This window comes from Slackia piriformis YIT 12062 (genome assembly GCF_000296445.1).
Lineage (GTDB): Bacteria > Actinomycetota > Coriobacteriia > Coriobacteriales > Eggerthellaceae > Slackia > Slackia piriformis.
Window position 1 is genome coordinate 130,992 of the sequence record NZ_JH815199.1, and the last position, 15,331, is coordinate 146,322.

Below are 15,331 nucleotides of genomic sequence, written 5' to 3' on the forward strand. Positions count from 1 at the left end.
TCGACGGTTTTTTAGGTCGACGATGGCCGAAGGGGTAGAATGGGAAGGCAATGTCGGAGGGCGTCCAAGAACGCGTTCGCTGCGCCGGATACCCGTTATAGAAGGAAGCGTATGAACCCTGTCATTTTGATTCCTGTCTTTATCTCGGCGCGCCGCCATGCCGAAGTGGGCCAGGTCACTTCGACCTACGATCATACTACGTCTCTTTCGTCGCAAGGGGAGCTTCCTCGCTGCCTTGACTCGTTGAGAAAAGTACGAGGCTTGGGTCATATCGTCATTCTTGTCGCGGCCGAGCCTTCCATTGAGAACCAGGCGGCAAGCAAGGCAAGGTCGATCGCTGAGTACTTTTCCGACCTGAGCATTACGGTTGTCGGCGCTCCTGAGCTGGCGCTGATCAGGCAGCGTATGGAGCAGTTGGGCGTTCCCGTCCGCAACGAGATAGGCCTTTCCGGTTATGGTGCGGTAAGAAATCTTGGCCTTTTGGTTGCGAACATGCTCGATTTCGATGCCGCCGTCTTTCTCGACGACGATTCCGTGGTGGAGGACGAGGCGTTTCTCGAGAAGGCCATGTACGGTCTTGGGAAGCTGACTCGCCGAGGCGTGCCCATTCTGGCAAAGACGGGGTATTACCTCAACGAGGAGGGCAGCTTCCTTTCCAATAAGCCAACGAAGTGGTACGACCATTTCTGGCAGCAGGGCAAGGCTTTCAACGCTTGGATCACCAAGGCCATGGCGGGTCCGCGTCTTTCCCGCTCGAACCACGTTTGCGGCGGCTGCCTTGCTTTGCATAAAGAGGCGTTTCGACGCGTATCTTTCGACCCCTGGGTCGCTCGCGGCGAAGACCTCGACTACATGCTCGACCTTCGCATGTACGGTAGCGATATCTGGTTCGACAACCAATGGGTGATGCGCCACCTTCCTCCCGCAACGCCGCGTGAAGGGCTGCGTTTTCGCCAGGATATCTTCCGTTGGCTCTACGAGTATCGCAAAATCGAATATGCACGCACGCAGATCGACCTTTTGCAGATTAAGCCGCAGTCGCTTCAGCCGTATCCGGGACCGTTTTTGGAGTCGAACATAACGAAGCGAATCAGGCGCACGGCGTTGCTGCGCTCTATCGGGCGACCGGATGGCCGGGGCTACAGACAGGCGGCCAAATCGGCAACGGGCGAGGCGGCGAAATACGCCGAAACCCACTGCTCGAAGTATTTCGAATTCCAATTCAAATGGCCGGCCATCATGTCTCGCTTCGAAAACGACGTGATCATGCAGGGCATTCTGGTTCAATCGAGCAACCAGGAGCAGCAGCGCATGGAGCAGATGCGCCATGATGCAGGAAGCATCAGCCCGGGAGAAACGACAGAGATTCGTCTGAACCTTGGTGCAGGTGAGTAGCGCATGGCCACGTTCATCATCGCTGCGCTCGTCGGCATCGTCGTTGGTCTTCTTTCGGGGCTTTTGGGCATCGGCGGCGGCACCATCATGGTTCCGCTTTTCCGGCTGGCGTTCGGTCTTGACCCCATTCAGGCTACGGCTACATCATTATTCACCATCATTCCCACGTCCGTATCGGGGCTGGTGAAGCATGCTCGCAACAAAACGAGCCTGCCCCGCGTCGGCCTGCTGTGCGGACTGGCCGGAGCCTGCCTTTCCCCTGTTGGAGTATGGGCGGCAACGAAGTCTCCGGGGTGGGCCATCATGGGAGCAACGGCCCTGGTTGTTGCGTATTCTTCTATCACTATGTTCCGAAAAGCCTTGGCGGCTCCCAAAAAAGGAGAACAAGAAAAAAAGAAAGAAGTCCCCGAAACGCAGGGTCGGCAAGAGGGTTTTCCCTCCATTAAGCTTACGCCTGCGTATTGCGCGAAGGTTGCGCTCATTGGCGTCGTTGCCGGTCTTCTGAGCGGCTATGTCGGTGTGGGCGGAGGCTTCATCATGGTGCCGCTTTTCATGACCTTGCTTTCCATTCCGATGCGCTTGGCATCGGGAACATCCCTGATCGCCGTATGCATACTTTCGGTTCCCGGAACCATCGAGCAGGCCCTCCTTGGTAATATTCATTTTCTGCTCGGCATCGCAATGGCGGCAGGAAGCATTCCCGGCGCTTTTGTGGGAGCGAGCATGGTGAAAAAGGTTCCTGAGCGTACGTTGCGCTTCGTTTTCGCCGGTTTTCTTCTTGTCATGGCGCTTGTGCTGGTGGCAAACGAACTTGGCCTCATTGGCTAGAAGGAGGTTTCCATGAACATCTTGGGCGTAAAGGGCAATTACGCGAAGCTGCTTGACCTGGTTTTGTTCGCAGCGGCTACCGTGTCGGCCGCGGCAATCGTGATTGCTACCGCAAAGCCCGATTCTTTCGGCGACATGAACGTGTTCGCGGGCGTGACGTTCACGGTTTGCGTGGCGCTTCTGATATACCTTCACCTGAATCCCGATAGCGTGCGTGCGCGCCAGTCGGACACTATTCTGAAGATTGCTTCCGAAACGCTTGCGTGTTTTCAGGAGGGATTGAGCGTTGATACGGCTCAGAAGGTGTGCAGGCTGCTGCTTCCGGCCACGGGCGCCCACGCCGTGGCGATCACGGACAAAGACCACATCCTCGGCTACGCCGGTTTGGGAGAAGAGTCAAGCGCGGCTGGTTCTTCCATCCGCACGAAGGCCACGCATGCGACTCTTGAAGATGGGCAGATTCGCGTGCTCCACTCTCCGAGCGAAATAGGTTTTCCCGATTCGGTCAAGCATTTGCGCGCGGGCATCATCGTGCCTCTTCGCCGCGGCGAAGCCATCATCGGTACGTTGAAATTCTACTATCGCCATCCGAGCGATACTACCGAAACCCAGGTGGCCCTGGCGGAGGGCCTTGGCGAGCTCATGTCCACCCAGATTGCCGCCGTTGAGCTTGAGCAGCAGACCAAGCTTGCTACCACCATGGAGCTCAAAGCGCTTCAATCCCAGATTAACCCGCATTTCCTGTTCAATACTATCAACACCATTGCCTCTCTCGTGCGCACCGACCCCGAGCGCGCTCGCATGCTTCTGAGGGAGTTCGCTATCTTTTATCGTCGCACGCTTGAGAATTCGGAAGACTTGGTTGAGCTGATGCGCGAAGTAGACCAGACCATGCGTTATTTCACGTTCGAGATCGCCCGCTTCGGGGAGGAGCGCCTCTTCATGGACGTAGAGGTCGAGCCTGGCCTGGAAGACCTGATGGTTCCTGCGTTCATGGTGCAGCCTCTGGTTGAAAACGCCGTGCGTCATGCTATGCCGCAAGAAGGCAAGCTTACGATTAAGGTGACGGCGCGAAGCGAAGGCGACGACGTGTATATCTCCGTCGCGGACGACGGAATCGGCATGGATGCCGAGCAGCAGCGCAAGCTCTTGAGCCCCGAGGCGTCGAAGGGCCTGGGCATAGCCATGAAGAACATCAGCGAGCGCCTTACGGGCTATTACGGCACCGAGTCGTGCATGGAGGTGGAATCGCTTCCTGGCAATGGCACATGTGTCACGATGTTTTTGAAAGACGCCCTTCTTGATGATTAGCGCCTGAACGCGAACCGGGTTGCTCGTTGTTCGAAGAAGCACTCGCGCATGCCTTTTGGCTGTTTTCCGCTTTCCTCGGCACAGGAGCGGAAGGCGGACTGTTTCTGGCATGGCGGGTGCTTTTTCGTTCGTGCCGTCTCTCGGCGGACGGTAGGACGTGTGAAACAAACGGCGCAATAACGTCGGTAAATGGTTTTTTCATCATATAAAACCAATAACTTGCCATCCAATGATGCCCATCCTGTCTCATTCCCGTCCAAACTATTCACGGGGCATATGTTTTCGGCTAATATGCAGGAACAGTGTTTGGCAGGCTTTTGCTTGCTAAGGGTGATGGAGGATGTTTTGCTTAATGCAATTATCGTAGACGACGAAGCCCCCGCTCGCTCCGAGCTGCGCTACCTTTTGGGGGAAGTCGGCGGGGTTGAAGTCTTGGCCGAGGCGGCAAGCGTGCGCGAGGCTATCGAAAAAATGCAGAGCTATCCCGTCGATGTGCTGTTTCTCGACGTGAGCATGCCCGAGGTCACGGGTATCCAGTTCGCCGATGCTCTGCAGCGTTTGAAGAACCCCCCTGCGGTCATCTTCGTGACTGCGTATAGCGAGCATGCTCTTGAAGGCTTCAAGGTCAATGCTGTCGATTACCTGGTAAAGCCTGTCGAGATCGATCGTTTGCATCAAGCCGTCAATCGCGCCGCCGAATACGTAACCCTGCACGTGAAGGCAACCCAGTCCGAGCGCATTCCGGTCGAGAAGGGCGGCAAGAAGATTCTCATCGCCATCGACAGCATTCGCTACGTTATGGCGCGCGATGATTATGCGTATCTGCAAACCGATTCCGATCGTTATTTCTCCACGGTCTCGTTGGCTCAGCTCGAAAAGCGCCTCGACGGCCATGGATTCTTCCGCGTTCATCGCGGCTACCTGGTCAATTTGGCCATGGTTGAGGAGGTCGAGCCCGTCACGGGCGGAACGCTCCTTCTTACCCTGAATGGCGTGGAGGAGAAGATTCCCGTTTCTCGCCGCCGTGTGTCTTCCTTGAAGAAGGCTTTGGGTCTTTAAGGCTGCCTTCTCTTGAGGTGAATAGCAGCGCCGCATCCTTGCAGGGTGCGGCGTTTTTTTGTGCGCGGAAAGCCTGATGGAAAACTACAGGTCACGAGTTGTCTGGCTTCCCTGTTTTGTCGGCCCATTCTGCGAGCCTTTTTTCTCTTGGATTTTTCCTAATATGGGCGCGTGCCTGCGCTATGCCTTTGCGGATATCTTGCCGCGTGCGCAACCGCTGCGCCGCGTCTACGCCCGCAGCCTGCTCTATGGCGTCGCTTACGGGGCTGCGATATCCGAACAGAAACCAGTTTTCCGCCAGATAACCGCCTTCCATTCGAATAAGGGAGTCCGCCACTTGGGCGGCGTTGTAGCGCCAATGCAGGTCGCTTCTCATGAGACGCATGGCGAAAAAGGCCGCATAGCAAATAGCGAAGTGGGCTCGCATATGTTCGCCGAGTGGCGTGGGGTAGGGCGAGGGGGAAAAGTCGGACTCAAGAACCTGGAAGGGTTCGGCCAGGCGCCAGAGCTCTCGATACAGGTGAAAGACCTCAGGGGCTTTGAGGTTGAGCTCGCTTGTCACAATGCACGCGTATCCGTCCAAGGTGGCCGTTTCGGCTTCGGTTCGGCCACTTTGCCGACGCAGCGCGTAATCGCGACCCCAGAATACGATGTCGCGCACGCGCACATGTTTGGCGATGTGCTCGCGTTCTTTTCCGTCCGGTACGTCGAGGGCTTCCACCGCAGCGGTTCGTACGCGCGACTTGATGCGGTAATTGCCCGAGCGGCTTGTGGTGTAGCCTTGATCGTCCACGATCCAATGGCGCATATCCTCGACGGCGGTTTCGAGGGGCCGGTGCATGATAAACCCGTCTCCCTGGGCGGCGAGCATGTTCATAATAGCTTCGGCGCGGGACAATCGTCCTGCCACCATGACCATACGACGTGCTCCCGTGTTCTTCTTTATGTCATCGGCCAACGAGCGTACGGCGTGTTCGTCGGGGTCTGCTTCGAGCAGTCGGTAGTCGGCGGGTATGCCATCTTCGTCGAGCACCATGGCAAGGCATACGGTTATACGGCCTTCAGCGTTACGGTTGCCGGTCGAGTCGACGTCGTCGGTGTCGTCGAAAGCGAAGGTGCCCAATACCACGTGCGCGCATTCGAGCGGCGCATGGTTCGGACGGATGCGTTCGTATGCCGACCTCATTGACCGAGCGATGCGTTTGTCGGCATGGGCGATTAAAGGGAGTGCGCGATAGGCTTCGTCGATGGGGAAATCGCACGGGCGCGGAAATGATTCCCGCCGTTCCCAGGTTTCGTGTTTGGGCGAGGCATGTAGCATGCGTTCGACGGCGAAGACTTCGAAGGTGCGCCGCGCCGTAAACGAGTCGTTGCGCGAGGGCTTCGCGCGTTTTTCGGATTCGGTTTCTACGCTGGTCGCCCGTTGCTGCTCGTTGCGTGCGATGGGTTCTATTCCGCGTTTCGCCTCGATTGCGTCAAGGTAGGCTAGCGCGATGGCCACGCCCCAACGAGCGGATTCGGTGTGGTTGGCATCGATGGTGCAGTTGGGCGGAAAAGAGAATTCGATTGCGGACCGGCTTGCGCGCCGCTCTTCGTTCATGGCCGCTACGCGCGCCTCGAAGTGCGCGATGGGGTCGTCGTAATCATTGGCGTAGTCGTCGGCGTACCCGATGGTCTCAATTGTGCGTGTTTTGGTGGTACCGTTTTTGCGGTAGTTCTGCACGATGGAAAGATAGATGCGGCCGTTGCGTTTTGTTTTCTTCAGATGCATGGCAGCCTTTCTCGATGCGATGCGCACGTGGGGGTTCGTTTTGCCGGGTCGGTTCTGCTGCGGCGCTCTTCTGGCTGTACCCCGCAAAACCCCGCATAAATATACAGCTTTCGTTATTGAACCGCAAACGTTTTCCCAGGTAAAGGGCTTGCTTTCGGGGAATGCGCAAAACGGGGTTATTCGCGGGACGACGTGGGCGCATCGGCCGCGTCGCGTCGATACAATTTTCGCGTTGTAGAAACGACGCCTGTGGCGAGAAGGACTTAAGGCTCGGCGTCATAGGAGAAGCAATTGATTTGGAAAACGAAGGGAGCGGTCATGGCCTCGTCGAAAGGCGAACTGACCTATCGTCAGAAAATGCTTCAAGCGAACAAAGAAGCGAAAGCCACGGTGGTTTCGCTCGTGCTCTGCATCGTGGTGTGGGCCGTTGCAGGTTTCGGCCTTGCGGGGCTTGATGTGAAGGTGTTCGGCACGCCTGCGTGGATTATTGGCGGCACGGTGGGTACGTGGGTATTCGCCATTGCGGTGGCGGTGTTTTTGGCAAAGTGCGTTTTCGCCGATTTCGATCTTGATGAAGAGGAAGAGGGAGCCAACCGTGACTAACGCTATTGGACTTGCGGGCTTGGTGCCTGTGCTCGTATTCCTTCTTGCGGCCTTGGGTCTTGCCCTGCTGGTTCGCAGAAGGGCGCGCGCTACGTCGGCGGGCGGTTTCGTCAAAGAATACTTCATCGGCGATCGTGCTCTGGGCGGCTTCGTGCTGGCTATGACCACCATTGCCACGTACGGGTCGGTAAGTTCGTTCGTGGGCGGGCCGGGACAGGCGTGGAATGTCGGCTTCGGCTGGGTGTACATGGCCACGGTGCAGGTTGTCACGCTGTTTTTGCTGTACGGCATCATGGGAAAGAAAATGGCGCTCGTCTCGCGCAAGCTTGGTGCCGTTACGGTCATTGACGTGATTCGCGAACGCTACCAGTCCAATGCCCTGGCAATTGCTGCGGCGTTTATCCTGGTGCTGTTCTTCGTCGCTACCATGGTCGCTCAGTTCGTCGGTGGCGCGAAGCTGTTCGAGGCTGTAACGGGCTATTCGTATGTGACGGGCCTGTTTTTATTTGGTGCGGCCGTAATCATCTTCACGGCGGTCGGTGGTTTTCGCGGCGTTGCCGTGACCGACGCACTGTGCGGTATTGCCATGCTGGTGGGTATCGCCGTGCTTGCCGGCGGTATTTTCAGCGCGGGTGGCGGCTATGAGAATGTCATGAACACCATCCAGGCGAATCGTCCCGAGCTGCTTGAGCCTTTTGCGGGCGGCGCCATGCCTCTCTCGTTGTATTTCACGCAGTGGCTGCTGGTGGGTGTGCTGACGTTCTGCCTGCCTCAGTCGGTCGTTCGTTGCATGGGCTACAAGGATACGAAATCCCTGCATAAAGCCATGATTTGGGGTACGGTTATCATCGGCGCCATGATGATCGGCGTGACTGCGCTCGGTACGTTGGCTGCGGGTGTGCTGACCGATGATCTTGCTGCGTATGGCGGAAGCGTCGACAATATCATTCCCGTTGCCATTGCGCAGACGTTGCCGCCGTGGCTTGCGGGCATTGCGATTATCGGATCCATTGCCGCATCCATCTCGACGGTCTCTTCGCTGCTGATCGCTTCTTCTTCCGCAATCGTCAAGGACCTGTGGCTGCATCGCGCCGAGGTAAAGGGCATCGAGGTGCAGGATGACACCGTCTCGCGCTTCAGCCAGATTGCCACACTCGGCATTGGCGTTATCGTGTTCGTGCTTGCCGTCACGCCCCCCGATGTGATTTGGAAAATCAACATGTTCGCATTCGGCGGCTTGGAAACGGCGTTTTGCTGGGTGTTCGTAGGCGCGCTGTTCTGGAAGCGTGCCAATAAGACGGGTGCGATTGCATCCATGGTGGGCGGCACGCTGGCCTACTGCTTTACCATGGCGATCGGCTTCAAGCTGTTCGGGCTGCATCAGATTGTAATCGGCATCACGGTTGCCCTGGTTCTCATGGTTGTCGGCTCGTATCTGGGCAAGCCTTCGGACGAAAAGAAGCTCGAGGTGTTCTTCCCGGAGAAATAGCCGAATACGCGTTTGCGTGTGATAGTCCGAGCGGGCGAAGGAGCTCTTTCGCCCGCTTTTGCGTTTTCCGTGGACACCCGGCGGCACGGGATATGCCATTCGACGAACAGGATTCATTGCTCGAAATGCTCGACGATATCGAGCAGTTCTTGGCGTCCTTGGGTGATGCCGATTTTCTTATAGATATGCTTTACATGGGTGGCCACGGTGCTTTTCGCCAGGAAGAGTTCGTCGCATATGAAAGGCACCGACCGACCCTTTATGAGCAGATTGAGCACGTCTTGCTCGCGAGGGGAAAGTCCGTATTGCTTGGCGAATTTTCGGATATTGAAAGCGTTTTCCTGATATTGGCTTTCATGCAGGTCCGTGCCACCCATGGCGCTTGTCTCGTTGGCCATTTTTGCTGCGTCGATGAGCCGCCATTCAGACGCTAAAAGGACGAACATTCCGATGAGGCTCAGAATTCCTACGTAGCTCACATTTTGCGAATAAAGAAGCTTTGTTCCTTGTGCGACGATTTCTCCGAAAAGTATGCCGCCTGTCAGGACGAGAAAACCGCGTGCATATGTTTCGATAGGCGACGTACTGAGCTTTTGCGTCATATTGCCCAGAACAATGGCGAAAAACACCATGAGGCAACCGAAGCCCGTGAAGGCGCAGGCAAGGCAGAGGATGCTTGCTTTCCCAGTGGCGAAGGGGAAGAAAAGAAAAGCCAAAGTCATGCATGCGACGCTTGGTTTGTGCGCCAAGGCGGGGCTTTCCGGTCGGGCTCTTTTTACGAGATAAACTGATAGCGCGATTTCAAGGACAAAGAAGGCGCCTATACAGGCGCGTCCCGTTACGTTTTCGGTCATCCATTGAGAATCGTTTTCCAAGACCATATGTCCGCATAGGGCGAGAAGTATTCCGGCCGCTGCAGCCGAGGCAACCAGGCGAAGGTCGAAGAATCCTTTATGCCAAGGAACTGTTCCAGTTCCATGGTCGTCCGATTTGTCGAGCGCTATAAAGGCAGCCAAGAGAAATTGGGGAGAGGGCAATTCCGACGAAAAGATCGAAAGGTTGCCGGATGAATGCTATCGCCATGAAAAGAAGGCAACCGACGATGCTTCCCGACGCGGCGGCGGCAATGCGTTTTCGAAGAGGAAGATCGGAGAGCGGCTGCGACCACGCAAGGGCGATTGACGCTGTCGAAAAGCCTATGAGGGCGGCCGAGGTGTATTGGGCGGCAGTCGTTTCGACAAAGGAATGAACGAGCGCGCCGACAATGCTTGCCGCAGAAGAGGCTAGCGCTCCCGTGCTTCCGGTGAGGTTTCCGAGAATAAGAGGCATTTTCTTTTCGATAAGTATGGCGACGGCGAATGTGCAAAAACACGAAACGAGGACGGTGCTTCTCCATGGAATGGGGTGCGAAAGCGATATTGATGAGGTTGTGAATACGGGTGATGCGGCTAGGAGAAGTATCCAGCAAACTGCCGTTCCTGTTCCTAGCATGACAAGAGGATTGCAAATATCTTTGAGATTTTCTATCCATTCCGAGATCAAGGCATCCTCCAGGTCGATTTATCAGGGGAAATGCGGACATCATCCATATTCGATGATGTTGTTTTCGGCGAATACCCGCTTTGAGCCGATTGTTCGTCTTGCTTTCCGCTTGCAAACTAAAAGCATCGACTGCGGACTTCGGGCTGTCAAGTGAGGTTATGCAACTAGTGCGGTTCGTTCTCTCTTCGGCCGTTGCCCGCGCATTAAGGAGGGGCGAAAGGAGCCATTGTGAAAAACGTAAGTAGAAGGGGATTTTTGGGAGTCGGGGCGGCGTCTGCGGCTGCGTTTGCAGGTATGGGCTTGGCCGGTTGCGCGCCGAAGCAGGCCGAACGGGTGCCCTCAACCGACGGCGGCGCTTGGAGCTGGGAGACGGCTCCCGAAGCGATTGCGGATATCGCATCTGTCGAAGAGGCTGACGTGGTCGTTATCGGCGCAGGCATGGCGGGCATGTCGGCGGCGTGCTCTGCGGCTGAAAAGGGCGCCAAGGTAGTTCTTCTGGAAAAGACGGGCGCTGCGCAGTTCAGGGGAATCGACTATGGGGCCATTGGCGGTTCGCTTCAGCTTGAGGCTGGTATCGACCTGCGCGATCGCAAGGAAGACGTTCTTCAGGAAGTATTGCGATGGGGCGACCATCGTGGTGATTACCGCGTTGTGAAAGCATGGGTGGACAATTCGGCCGAAGCTCTTGATTGGGCGGGCGGCGTCCTTGCTTCCCATGGCGTTGAAATTGCTCTCATGCCGATTGAGATGCAAGTGATACCTGATGCTTGGTACGAGCATTTTGCTACGGACGCTTTTCAAATCGTCCCTACGGAAGAGCTGATTGCTGAGGGGTCGGAAGCTGGCTACGAGCCGCCGTTTGCGATTGGCTGGGCCAAAGCGTTTACGGCCTACGCGAGCGAACTTGGGGTCGATGCGCGCTTCAACTGCGAGGTGAAGCAGCTTGTGAAATCCGAAGAAGGGGCTGTGACTGGAGTCGTCTATAGCGGTGAGACGGGGTTCATTCAGGTGAATGCCGAAAGCGTTGTGCTCGCTACGGGCGGTTACGGCGCCGACGAGGAGATGCTCGATGCTTTCGTGCCTCACCATGCCGAAGACATTCATAACATCACGACCCCCGCACACAATACCGGCGACGGCATTCGCATGGGCGCATGGGCGGGCGGTGCCATAGATCCGGCGCCTCATTGCCCGATGTATTTCGACGAGGGCGTCGAAGGCCTTGAGCACATGCCCTCCATTCCTCTGACAAGGCAGCCTTGGTTGTATCTCAACGACATGGGCGAGCGTTTTTGTAACGAGGACATGCCGTATGCCTATGTGTGCCGTGCTCACAATGCTCAGCCGCGTCATATGAAGTGGGTCGTATGGGATTCCAAATGGGAGGTTGAAGGACCGGCGATGGGAATGGTGGTGTGCAAAGACTTTCGCTCACCCCTTCATGACCCTGAGCAGATTCAGCAGTTCATCGATGAAGGAAAAATTCTTTCGGCCAATACCATCGACGAGCTTCTTGCGAAAATGGACGGTCTAAACGTGGAGAGGGCGAAAGAGACCATCGCTCATTACAACGAACTGTGCGAAGCGGGCGACGATACCGATTTCGGCAAGCGCAAGCAGTGCCTGAACACCATTTCCGAGCTGCCTTTCTACGGCGTTCACGCCGGCACAACGCTGCTTGTGACTATGGGAGGTCTGCAAATCAACGACAGCCAGCAGGTAATCGATGGTAGCGGCATGCCCATCGAGGGACTTTGGGCCGCAGGTAACTGCTCGGGCAGCTTCTTCTTCGGCGACTATCCGATAACCATTTCAGGCGCGAGCCATGGTCGCGCCTGCACGGGCGGGCGTCGCGCAGGACAGTTCGCGGCAGACAGGGCCATGGGCGTCTAGGAACTCGGCGCCGATTTCGAAATACCCCTCCGGGAAGGGCGGCATTGCCGCCCTTCTTTTATAGGACGCGACCCTTGCTTCCTCAGTAGACTTCCTTAGTTTTCTGGTAAAGTTCCCTAGTTGTCCGACCGATTTCTCTAGTTGGGGCGCAATTGTCCGCAGTTCGGGTTCTCTGATTGGCCGGCGAGGTATGGTGCCGGTGCGTTTTCTTTCGACGTGGGTGATTCGTGCTATACATTCTTTTGTGTATTACGGCGAATCCCGAGGCATGTTCTACGACACGCTTGACCTCGGCGGGTGCGAAAAGCCTGCATGCTGTTATTGAAAAGGAAAAGGGGCGGCCGATTTCGTGCCGACCGCCCCTTGAGCGTGCGTATGGTTGTGGCGCTATTCCTCGTGCGAACTCTACTCTGCTTCTTCGGCGGCTTTCTGCGCCGCCGCTTCCCGCTCGGCTTCAATGCGGTTGAGAACATGCATGATGGCGTCGCCCAGGGCGCGGATGGTTACGCCGGCGTTGTCGGGCAGGCAGAGGTGCATGCAGCGGCGACCGCGCTCGATGAGAATAGACAAATCGGCCGCAGCCTGCGCTTTGGCAAGGGCTCCCAGACTTTCCGCTTCAACATCGTGCAAAGGGATGTCCTTGAGTTCGTCGGCGGAGATAAGCAGGAAGACGCCGTTGTTCGGGCCGCCTTTTTGCAGCTGACCGGTCGAATGCAGGTAGCGCGGGCCGATTTCCAGGCACGATGCAACGCCAAGTTTGTCGGCAACGCCGTGGCGGATGGTCTCGAGCGCTTCGCGGCGACCTTCGCCGTCGAACGGTAAGAAAGCGTTCAGCGCGAAGTAATCGCCCGGCTTTACGGAAGAGAACAGCGTATAGAACGCATCCATGATATTGTCGGCCTTGACGCAAGGAGCCATGGTGACTTCGGCCTGGCCCATATGGACCGTGCCAATGAAGGCCTCTTCGAAATCAGGCTCGGGCTCGCCTTCTTCGAGGATTTTAAGGGCGGCCGCCTTGGTGGACGCGACGTCGGGCTGGTCAAACGGGCACACTTTCATCAGGTAGCCGCACATGGCCGTTGCGTACTCCCACATGACGAAATGCCCCGCCAGCTCAATGGCGCTTTCCACGCGATAGGAAAGGCGCGGGATGGAGTCGTTGAGGTATGCGAGGCTCAAATCGAAGTTCTTGCGCTCGTCCCAAAGGTCGGTCTTCGTGGAATAGGTGATGACGCAGCGATCCTTGGGGTCTTCGGCAAGAAGAAGCGAATCGATCTCAATGTTAGGAAGAATGCCGAGACCGTTTTTGCCGAGGCTTTCCGCGACGAGCTGCTCGATCCAAAGGCCCAAGACGCGACCGCGTTTCGGGGTGAAGAAGCAGAATTTATCGCGACCTGCGAGGTAGTTGTCGTACAAGAAAGATGCGAGAACGATGGCTGGGTTGTCCACAGCGTCTTCGCTGCAGGCCTGTTCGGCCTTTTTCGCCTGCTCGAGGAAATCATGCAGGTTGATGCCCACGAGAGCCGCAGGAACAAGGCCGAAGACAGAAAGGGCGCTGAATCGACCGCCTACGGTCGGTTCGCCGGTAAAGCACGCCCGCCACCCTTCGTCCTGCGCGCGTTTTGCGAGATTGCTGCCGGGGTCGGAGATGGCAACAAGGTGGGATGCCACGTCTTCTGCTGGCATGCACTCTTCGAAATAAGAAAGAACAGCGTCAAGCACGCTGCGCATTTCGATGGTGCCGCCCGATTTGCTCGAAACAAGAACGAGAGTTTTGCTTAGATCGGTGCCTGCAAGAATGGTGCGCACACGCGCCGGAGACACGGAATCGAGCACCTTGAAATCAACTGCGTTGCGGTCGATTTTGTTGTATTTGGTGATGGTCATGGGGGCCTGCGTAGAACCGCCTTGGCCGATCAGAAGAACCGTCTTGATCCCATCTGCGATCGCCTTGTCTGCAAAGGCCTGAATTTCTTCGCATGGAAACGGAGGATTGCTCGCAAGGTCCGCCCAGCCCATGAAGTGGGCAGCGCAATCGCACGCCGATTCCTCAAAGTCATAGAGCGTGTGGTCTTTGGCGTGGATGCGGCTTGCGGCCTTATCGCGCACCAAGGTTTTCGCCGCCGGGTAAAGCTTTTCGGTTTCGCTGGCGATCATGGGCGTCTCTTTCTCGCGTTTATAATTCCATACAAGAAAATGGCGCACGATAAAGTGCGCCACCGATATTTCTGCTGTTCGAGATATTGTAGCAAATGCCCGTTGCTGAACGCTACTTTTACGGCTCCTATATGGAGGGATGATGATGACGCCCTGAAGAGAGCGGTGCCTTTGCGTCAGCTGCGTTGCGGCAGGAAGCGTGATAGCGCTAGCAGATGCGGGGAAGCTGTTCTCCGACGAGCATATCCAGAATGCGCTTCGTGCCGAAGCCCGTTTCCAGATAAACCTTCGGCCCGCGGTCGGCGCGCGCTTCCTGGATTTCGCCGATGATAGCGGCATCCGTGCCGTAGGGAGCAGCTTTCATAGCCTCCAGGGCTGCATCTGCCTGGTCTGCTGGCACAACGCACACCATCTTGCCTTCGTTTGCTACCTGGAAAACGTCGTAGCCCAGCATGTCGCACGCACCGCGCACTACGTCTTTGACGGGCGCATCGTCTTCGCGCACTACAATGTCGACGCCGCTTTGCTCAGCGAATTCGTTCAGTGTGGAGGCAAGGCCGCCGCGCGTGGGGTCGCGGAAGCAGCGCGTGTCGGGAGCGGCTTCGAGGACGGCGCCGATCAGACGGTTCAGAGGCGCGGCGTCGCTTTCGATGGGTGCGGAGAACGAAAGCCCCTCACGTTGGCTCATGATGGCTATGCCGTGGTCACCCAGCGTGCCGCTGACAAGGACTTTGTCTCCTGGCATGCACGATGCTCCCGAGAGGTTGCGGCCTTCGGGAATGAGACCGATGCCGGCGGTGTTGATATAGATGCCGTCACCGTGGCCGCGGTTAACCACCTTGGTGTCGCCCGTCACCACGTGCACGCCGGCCTCGGCCGCGGTTTCGGCGATAGTGGCGCAGATGCGGCGCAGGTCGTCCATGGGGAAGCCCTCTTCGAGCACCATGCCCACGGAGAGGTACTTCACCTGAGCGCCGCTGGTGGCAACGTCGTTGACCGTGCCGCATACGGCCAAACGCCCGATGTTGCCGCCGGGGAAGAAGTGCGGCGTCACGACGAAGGTGTCGGTGGAAAAGGCAAGACGCTCGCCCGGCGTGGGAGCGGGCAGCACGGCGGCGTCATTGCCCTGCGCCAGCTCTTCGCTGCCGTATGAGGCCGCGAAGACATCGTCGATGATGCGTTTCATCATGGTTCCGCCGGATCCGTGTCCGAGCAAGACGGTTTCGTCGTTCATGGAATGCTCCTTGTTTCTATCTTTTGCGCATGGCGGCCTGTAAAGGCGT

The 15,331-nt window shown here is 57.0% G+C and carries 11 protein-coding genes; 7 read left to right on the forward strand and 4 right to left on the reverse strand.

What is annotated here, in order from left to right; genetic code table 11:
- Positions 1–111 precede the first annotated feature (111 nt).
- From HMPREF9451_RS08445 to HMPREF9451_RS08460, 4 genes are all read left to right on the forward strand, one after another.
- Complete coding sequence (locus tag HMPREF9451_RS08445) at positions 112–1,395, forward strand: glycosyltransferase family protein (protein WP_009139875.1); 1,284 nt, start codon at positions 112–114, stop codon at positions 1,393–1,395.
- Between the two features lie 3 nt (positions 1,396–1,398).
- Positions 1,399–2,223, forward strand: coding sequence for a sulfite exporter TauE/SafE family protein (locus HMPREF9451_RS08450; protein WP_009139876.1), 825 nt, complete (start codon positions 1,399–1,401; stop codon positions 2,221–2,223).
- Between the two features lie 12 nt (positions 2,224–2,235).
- Positions 2,236–3,534 (forward strand): GAF domain-containing sensor histidine kinase, encoded by a 1,299-nt coding sequence (locus tag HMPREF9451_RS08455; protein WP_009139877.1) that lies wholly within the window; start codon positions 2,236–2,238, stop codon positions 3,532–3,534.
- Between the two features lie 345 nt (positions 3,535–3,879).
- Positions 3,880–4,593 (forward strand): LytR/AlgR family response regulator transcription factor, encoded by a 714-nt coding sequence (locus HMPREF9451_RS08460; RefSeq protein ID WP_040626906.1) that lies wholly within the window; start codon positions 3,880–3,882, stop codon positions 4,591–4,593.
- A gap of 91 nt (positions 4,594–4,684) precedes the next feature.
- On the opposite strand, the gene HMPREF9451_RS08465 is transcribed toward HMPREF9451_RS08460, so the two are convergent.
- Entirely contained in the window at positions 4,685–6,364 is a 1,680-nt protein-coding gene (locus HMPREF9451_RS08465) for a hypothetical protein (RefSeq protein ID WP_009139879.1), read from the reverse strand.
- A gap of 318 nt (positions 6,365–6,682) precedes the next feature.
- Between HMPREF9451_RS08465 and HMPREF9451_RS08475 the strand changes: the two genes are divergently transcribed.
- Positions 6,683–6,967: a YhdT family protein gene (locus tag HMPREF9451_RS08475; RefSeq protein ID WP_009139880.1), complete on the forward strand. Its 285-nt coding sequence runs from the start codon at positions 6,683–6,685 to the stop codon at positions 6,965–6,967.
- Entirely contained in the window at positions 6,936–8,456 is a 1,521-nt protein-coding gene (gene panF / locus HMPREF9451_RS08480) for a sodium/pantothenate symporter (protein ID WP_187364059.1), read from the forward strand. Before HMPREF9451_RS08475 ends, panF begins: the two co-directional genes overlap by 32 nt.
- Positions 8,457–8,569: 113 nt before the next feature.
- Here the strand turns inward: panF and HMPREF9451_RS08485 are convergent, their stop codons facing one another.
- A complete protein-coding gene (locus HMPREF9451_RS08485; RefSeq protein WP_040626833.1) occupies positions 8,570–9,178 on the reverse strand; it encodes a response regulator transcription factor in 609 nt (202 codons plus the stop codon).
- A 1,048-nt stretch (positions 9,179–10,226) separates the two neighbouring features.
- Here HMPREF9451_RS08485 and HMPREF9451_RS08495 point away from each other — a divergent pair.
- Positions 10,227–11,891: an FAD-dependent oxidoreductase gene (locus HMPREF9451_RS08495; RefSeq protein ID WP_009139884.1), complete on the forward strand. Its 1,665-nt coding sequence runs from the start codon at positions 10,227–10,229 to the stop codon at positions 11,889–11,891.
- A gap of 405 nt (positions 11,892–12,296) precedes the next feature.
- On the opposite strand, the gene HMPREF9451_RS08500 is transcribed toward HMPREF9451_RS08495, so the two are convergent.
- Together HMPREF9451_RS08500 and hypE are read right to left on the reverse strand one after the other, a co-directional pair.
- Complete coding sequence (locus HMPREF9451_RS08500; RefSeq protein WP_009139885.1) at positions 12,297–14,048, reverse strand: glucose-6-phosphate isomerase; 1,752 nt, start codon at positions 14,046–14,048, stop codon at positions 12,297–12,299.
- Between the two features lie 208 nt (positions 14,049–14,256).
- Positions 14,257–15,282 carry a hydrogenase expression/formation protein HypE gene (hypE, locus tag HMPREF9451_RS08505; RefSeq protein ID WP_009139886.1) on the reverse strand — a complete coding sequence of 342 codons (1,026 nt, stop codon included), beginning with the start codon at positions 15,280–15,282 and terminating at the stop codon, positions 14,257–14,259.
- Positions 15,283–15,331 lie beyond the last annotated feature (49 nt).

Excerpts from the sequence above, each read along its gene's own strand:
- HMPREF9451_RS08445 (WP_009139875.1), top strand. The coding sequence starts at position 112 with ATGAACCCTGTCATTTTGATTCCTGTCTTTATCTCGGCGCGCCGCCAT.
- HMPREF9451_RS08450 (WP_009139876.1), top strand. The coding sequence starts at position 1,399 with ATGGCCACGTTCATCATCGCTGCGCTCGTCGGCATCGTCGTTGGTCTT.
- HMPREF9451_RS08455 (WP_009139877.1), top strand. The coding sequence starts at position 2,236 with ATGAACATCTTGGGCGTAAAGGGCAATTACGCGAAGCTGCTTGACCTG.
- HMPREF9451_RS08465 (WP_009139879.1), bottom strand. The coding sequence starts at position 6,364 with ATGCATCTGAAGAAAACAAAACGCAACGGCCGCATCTATCTTTCCATC.
- HMPREF9451_RS08475 (WP_009139880.1), top strand. The coding sequence starts at position 6,683 with ATGGCCTCGTCGAAAGGCGAACTGACCTATCGTCAGAAAATGCTTCAA.
- panF (WP_187364059.1), top strand. The coding sequence starts at position 6,936 with ATGAAGAGGAAGAGGGAGCCAACCGTGACTAACGCTATTGGACTTGCG.
- HMPREF9451_RS08485 (WP_040626833.1), bottom strand. The coding sequence starts at position 9,178 with ATGACTTTGGCTTTTCTTTTCTTCCCCTTCGCCACTGGGAAAGCAAGC.
- HMPREF9451_RS08500 (WP_009139885.1), bottom strand. The coding sequence starts at position 14,048 with ATGATCGCCAGCGAAACCGAAAAGCTTTACCCGGCGGCGAAAACCTTG.
- hypE (WP_009139886.1), bottom strand. The coding sequence starts at position 15,282 with ATGAACGACGAAACCGTCTTGCTCGGACACGGATCCGGCGGAACCATG.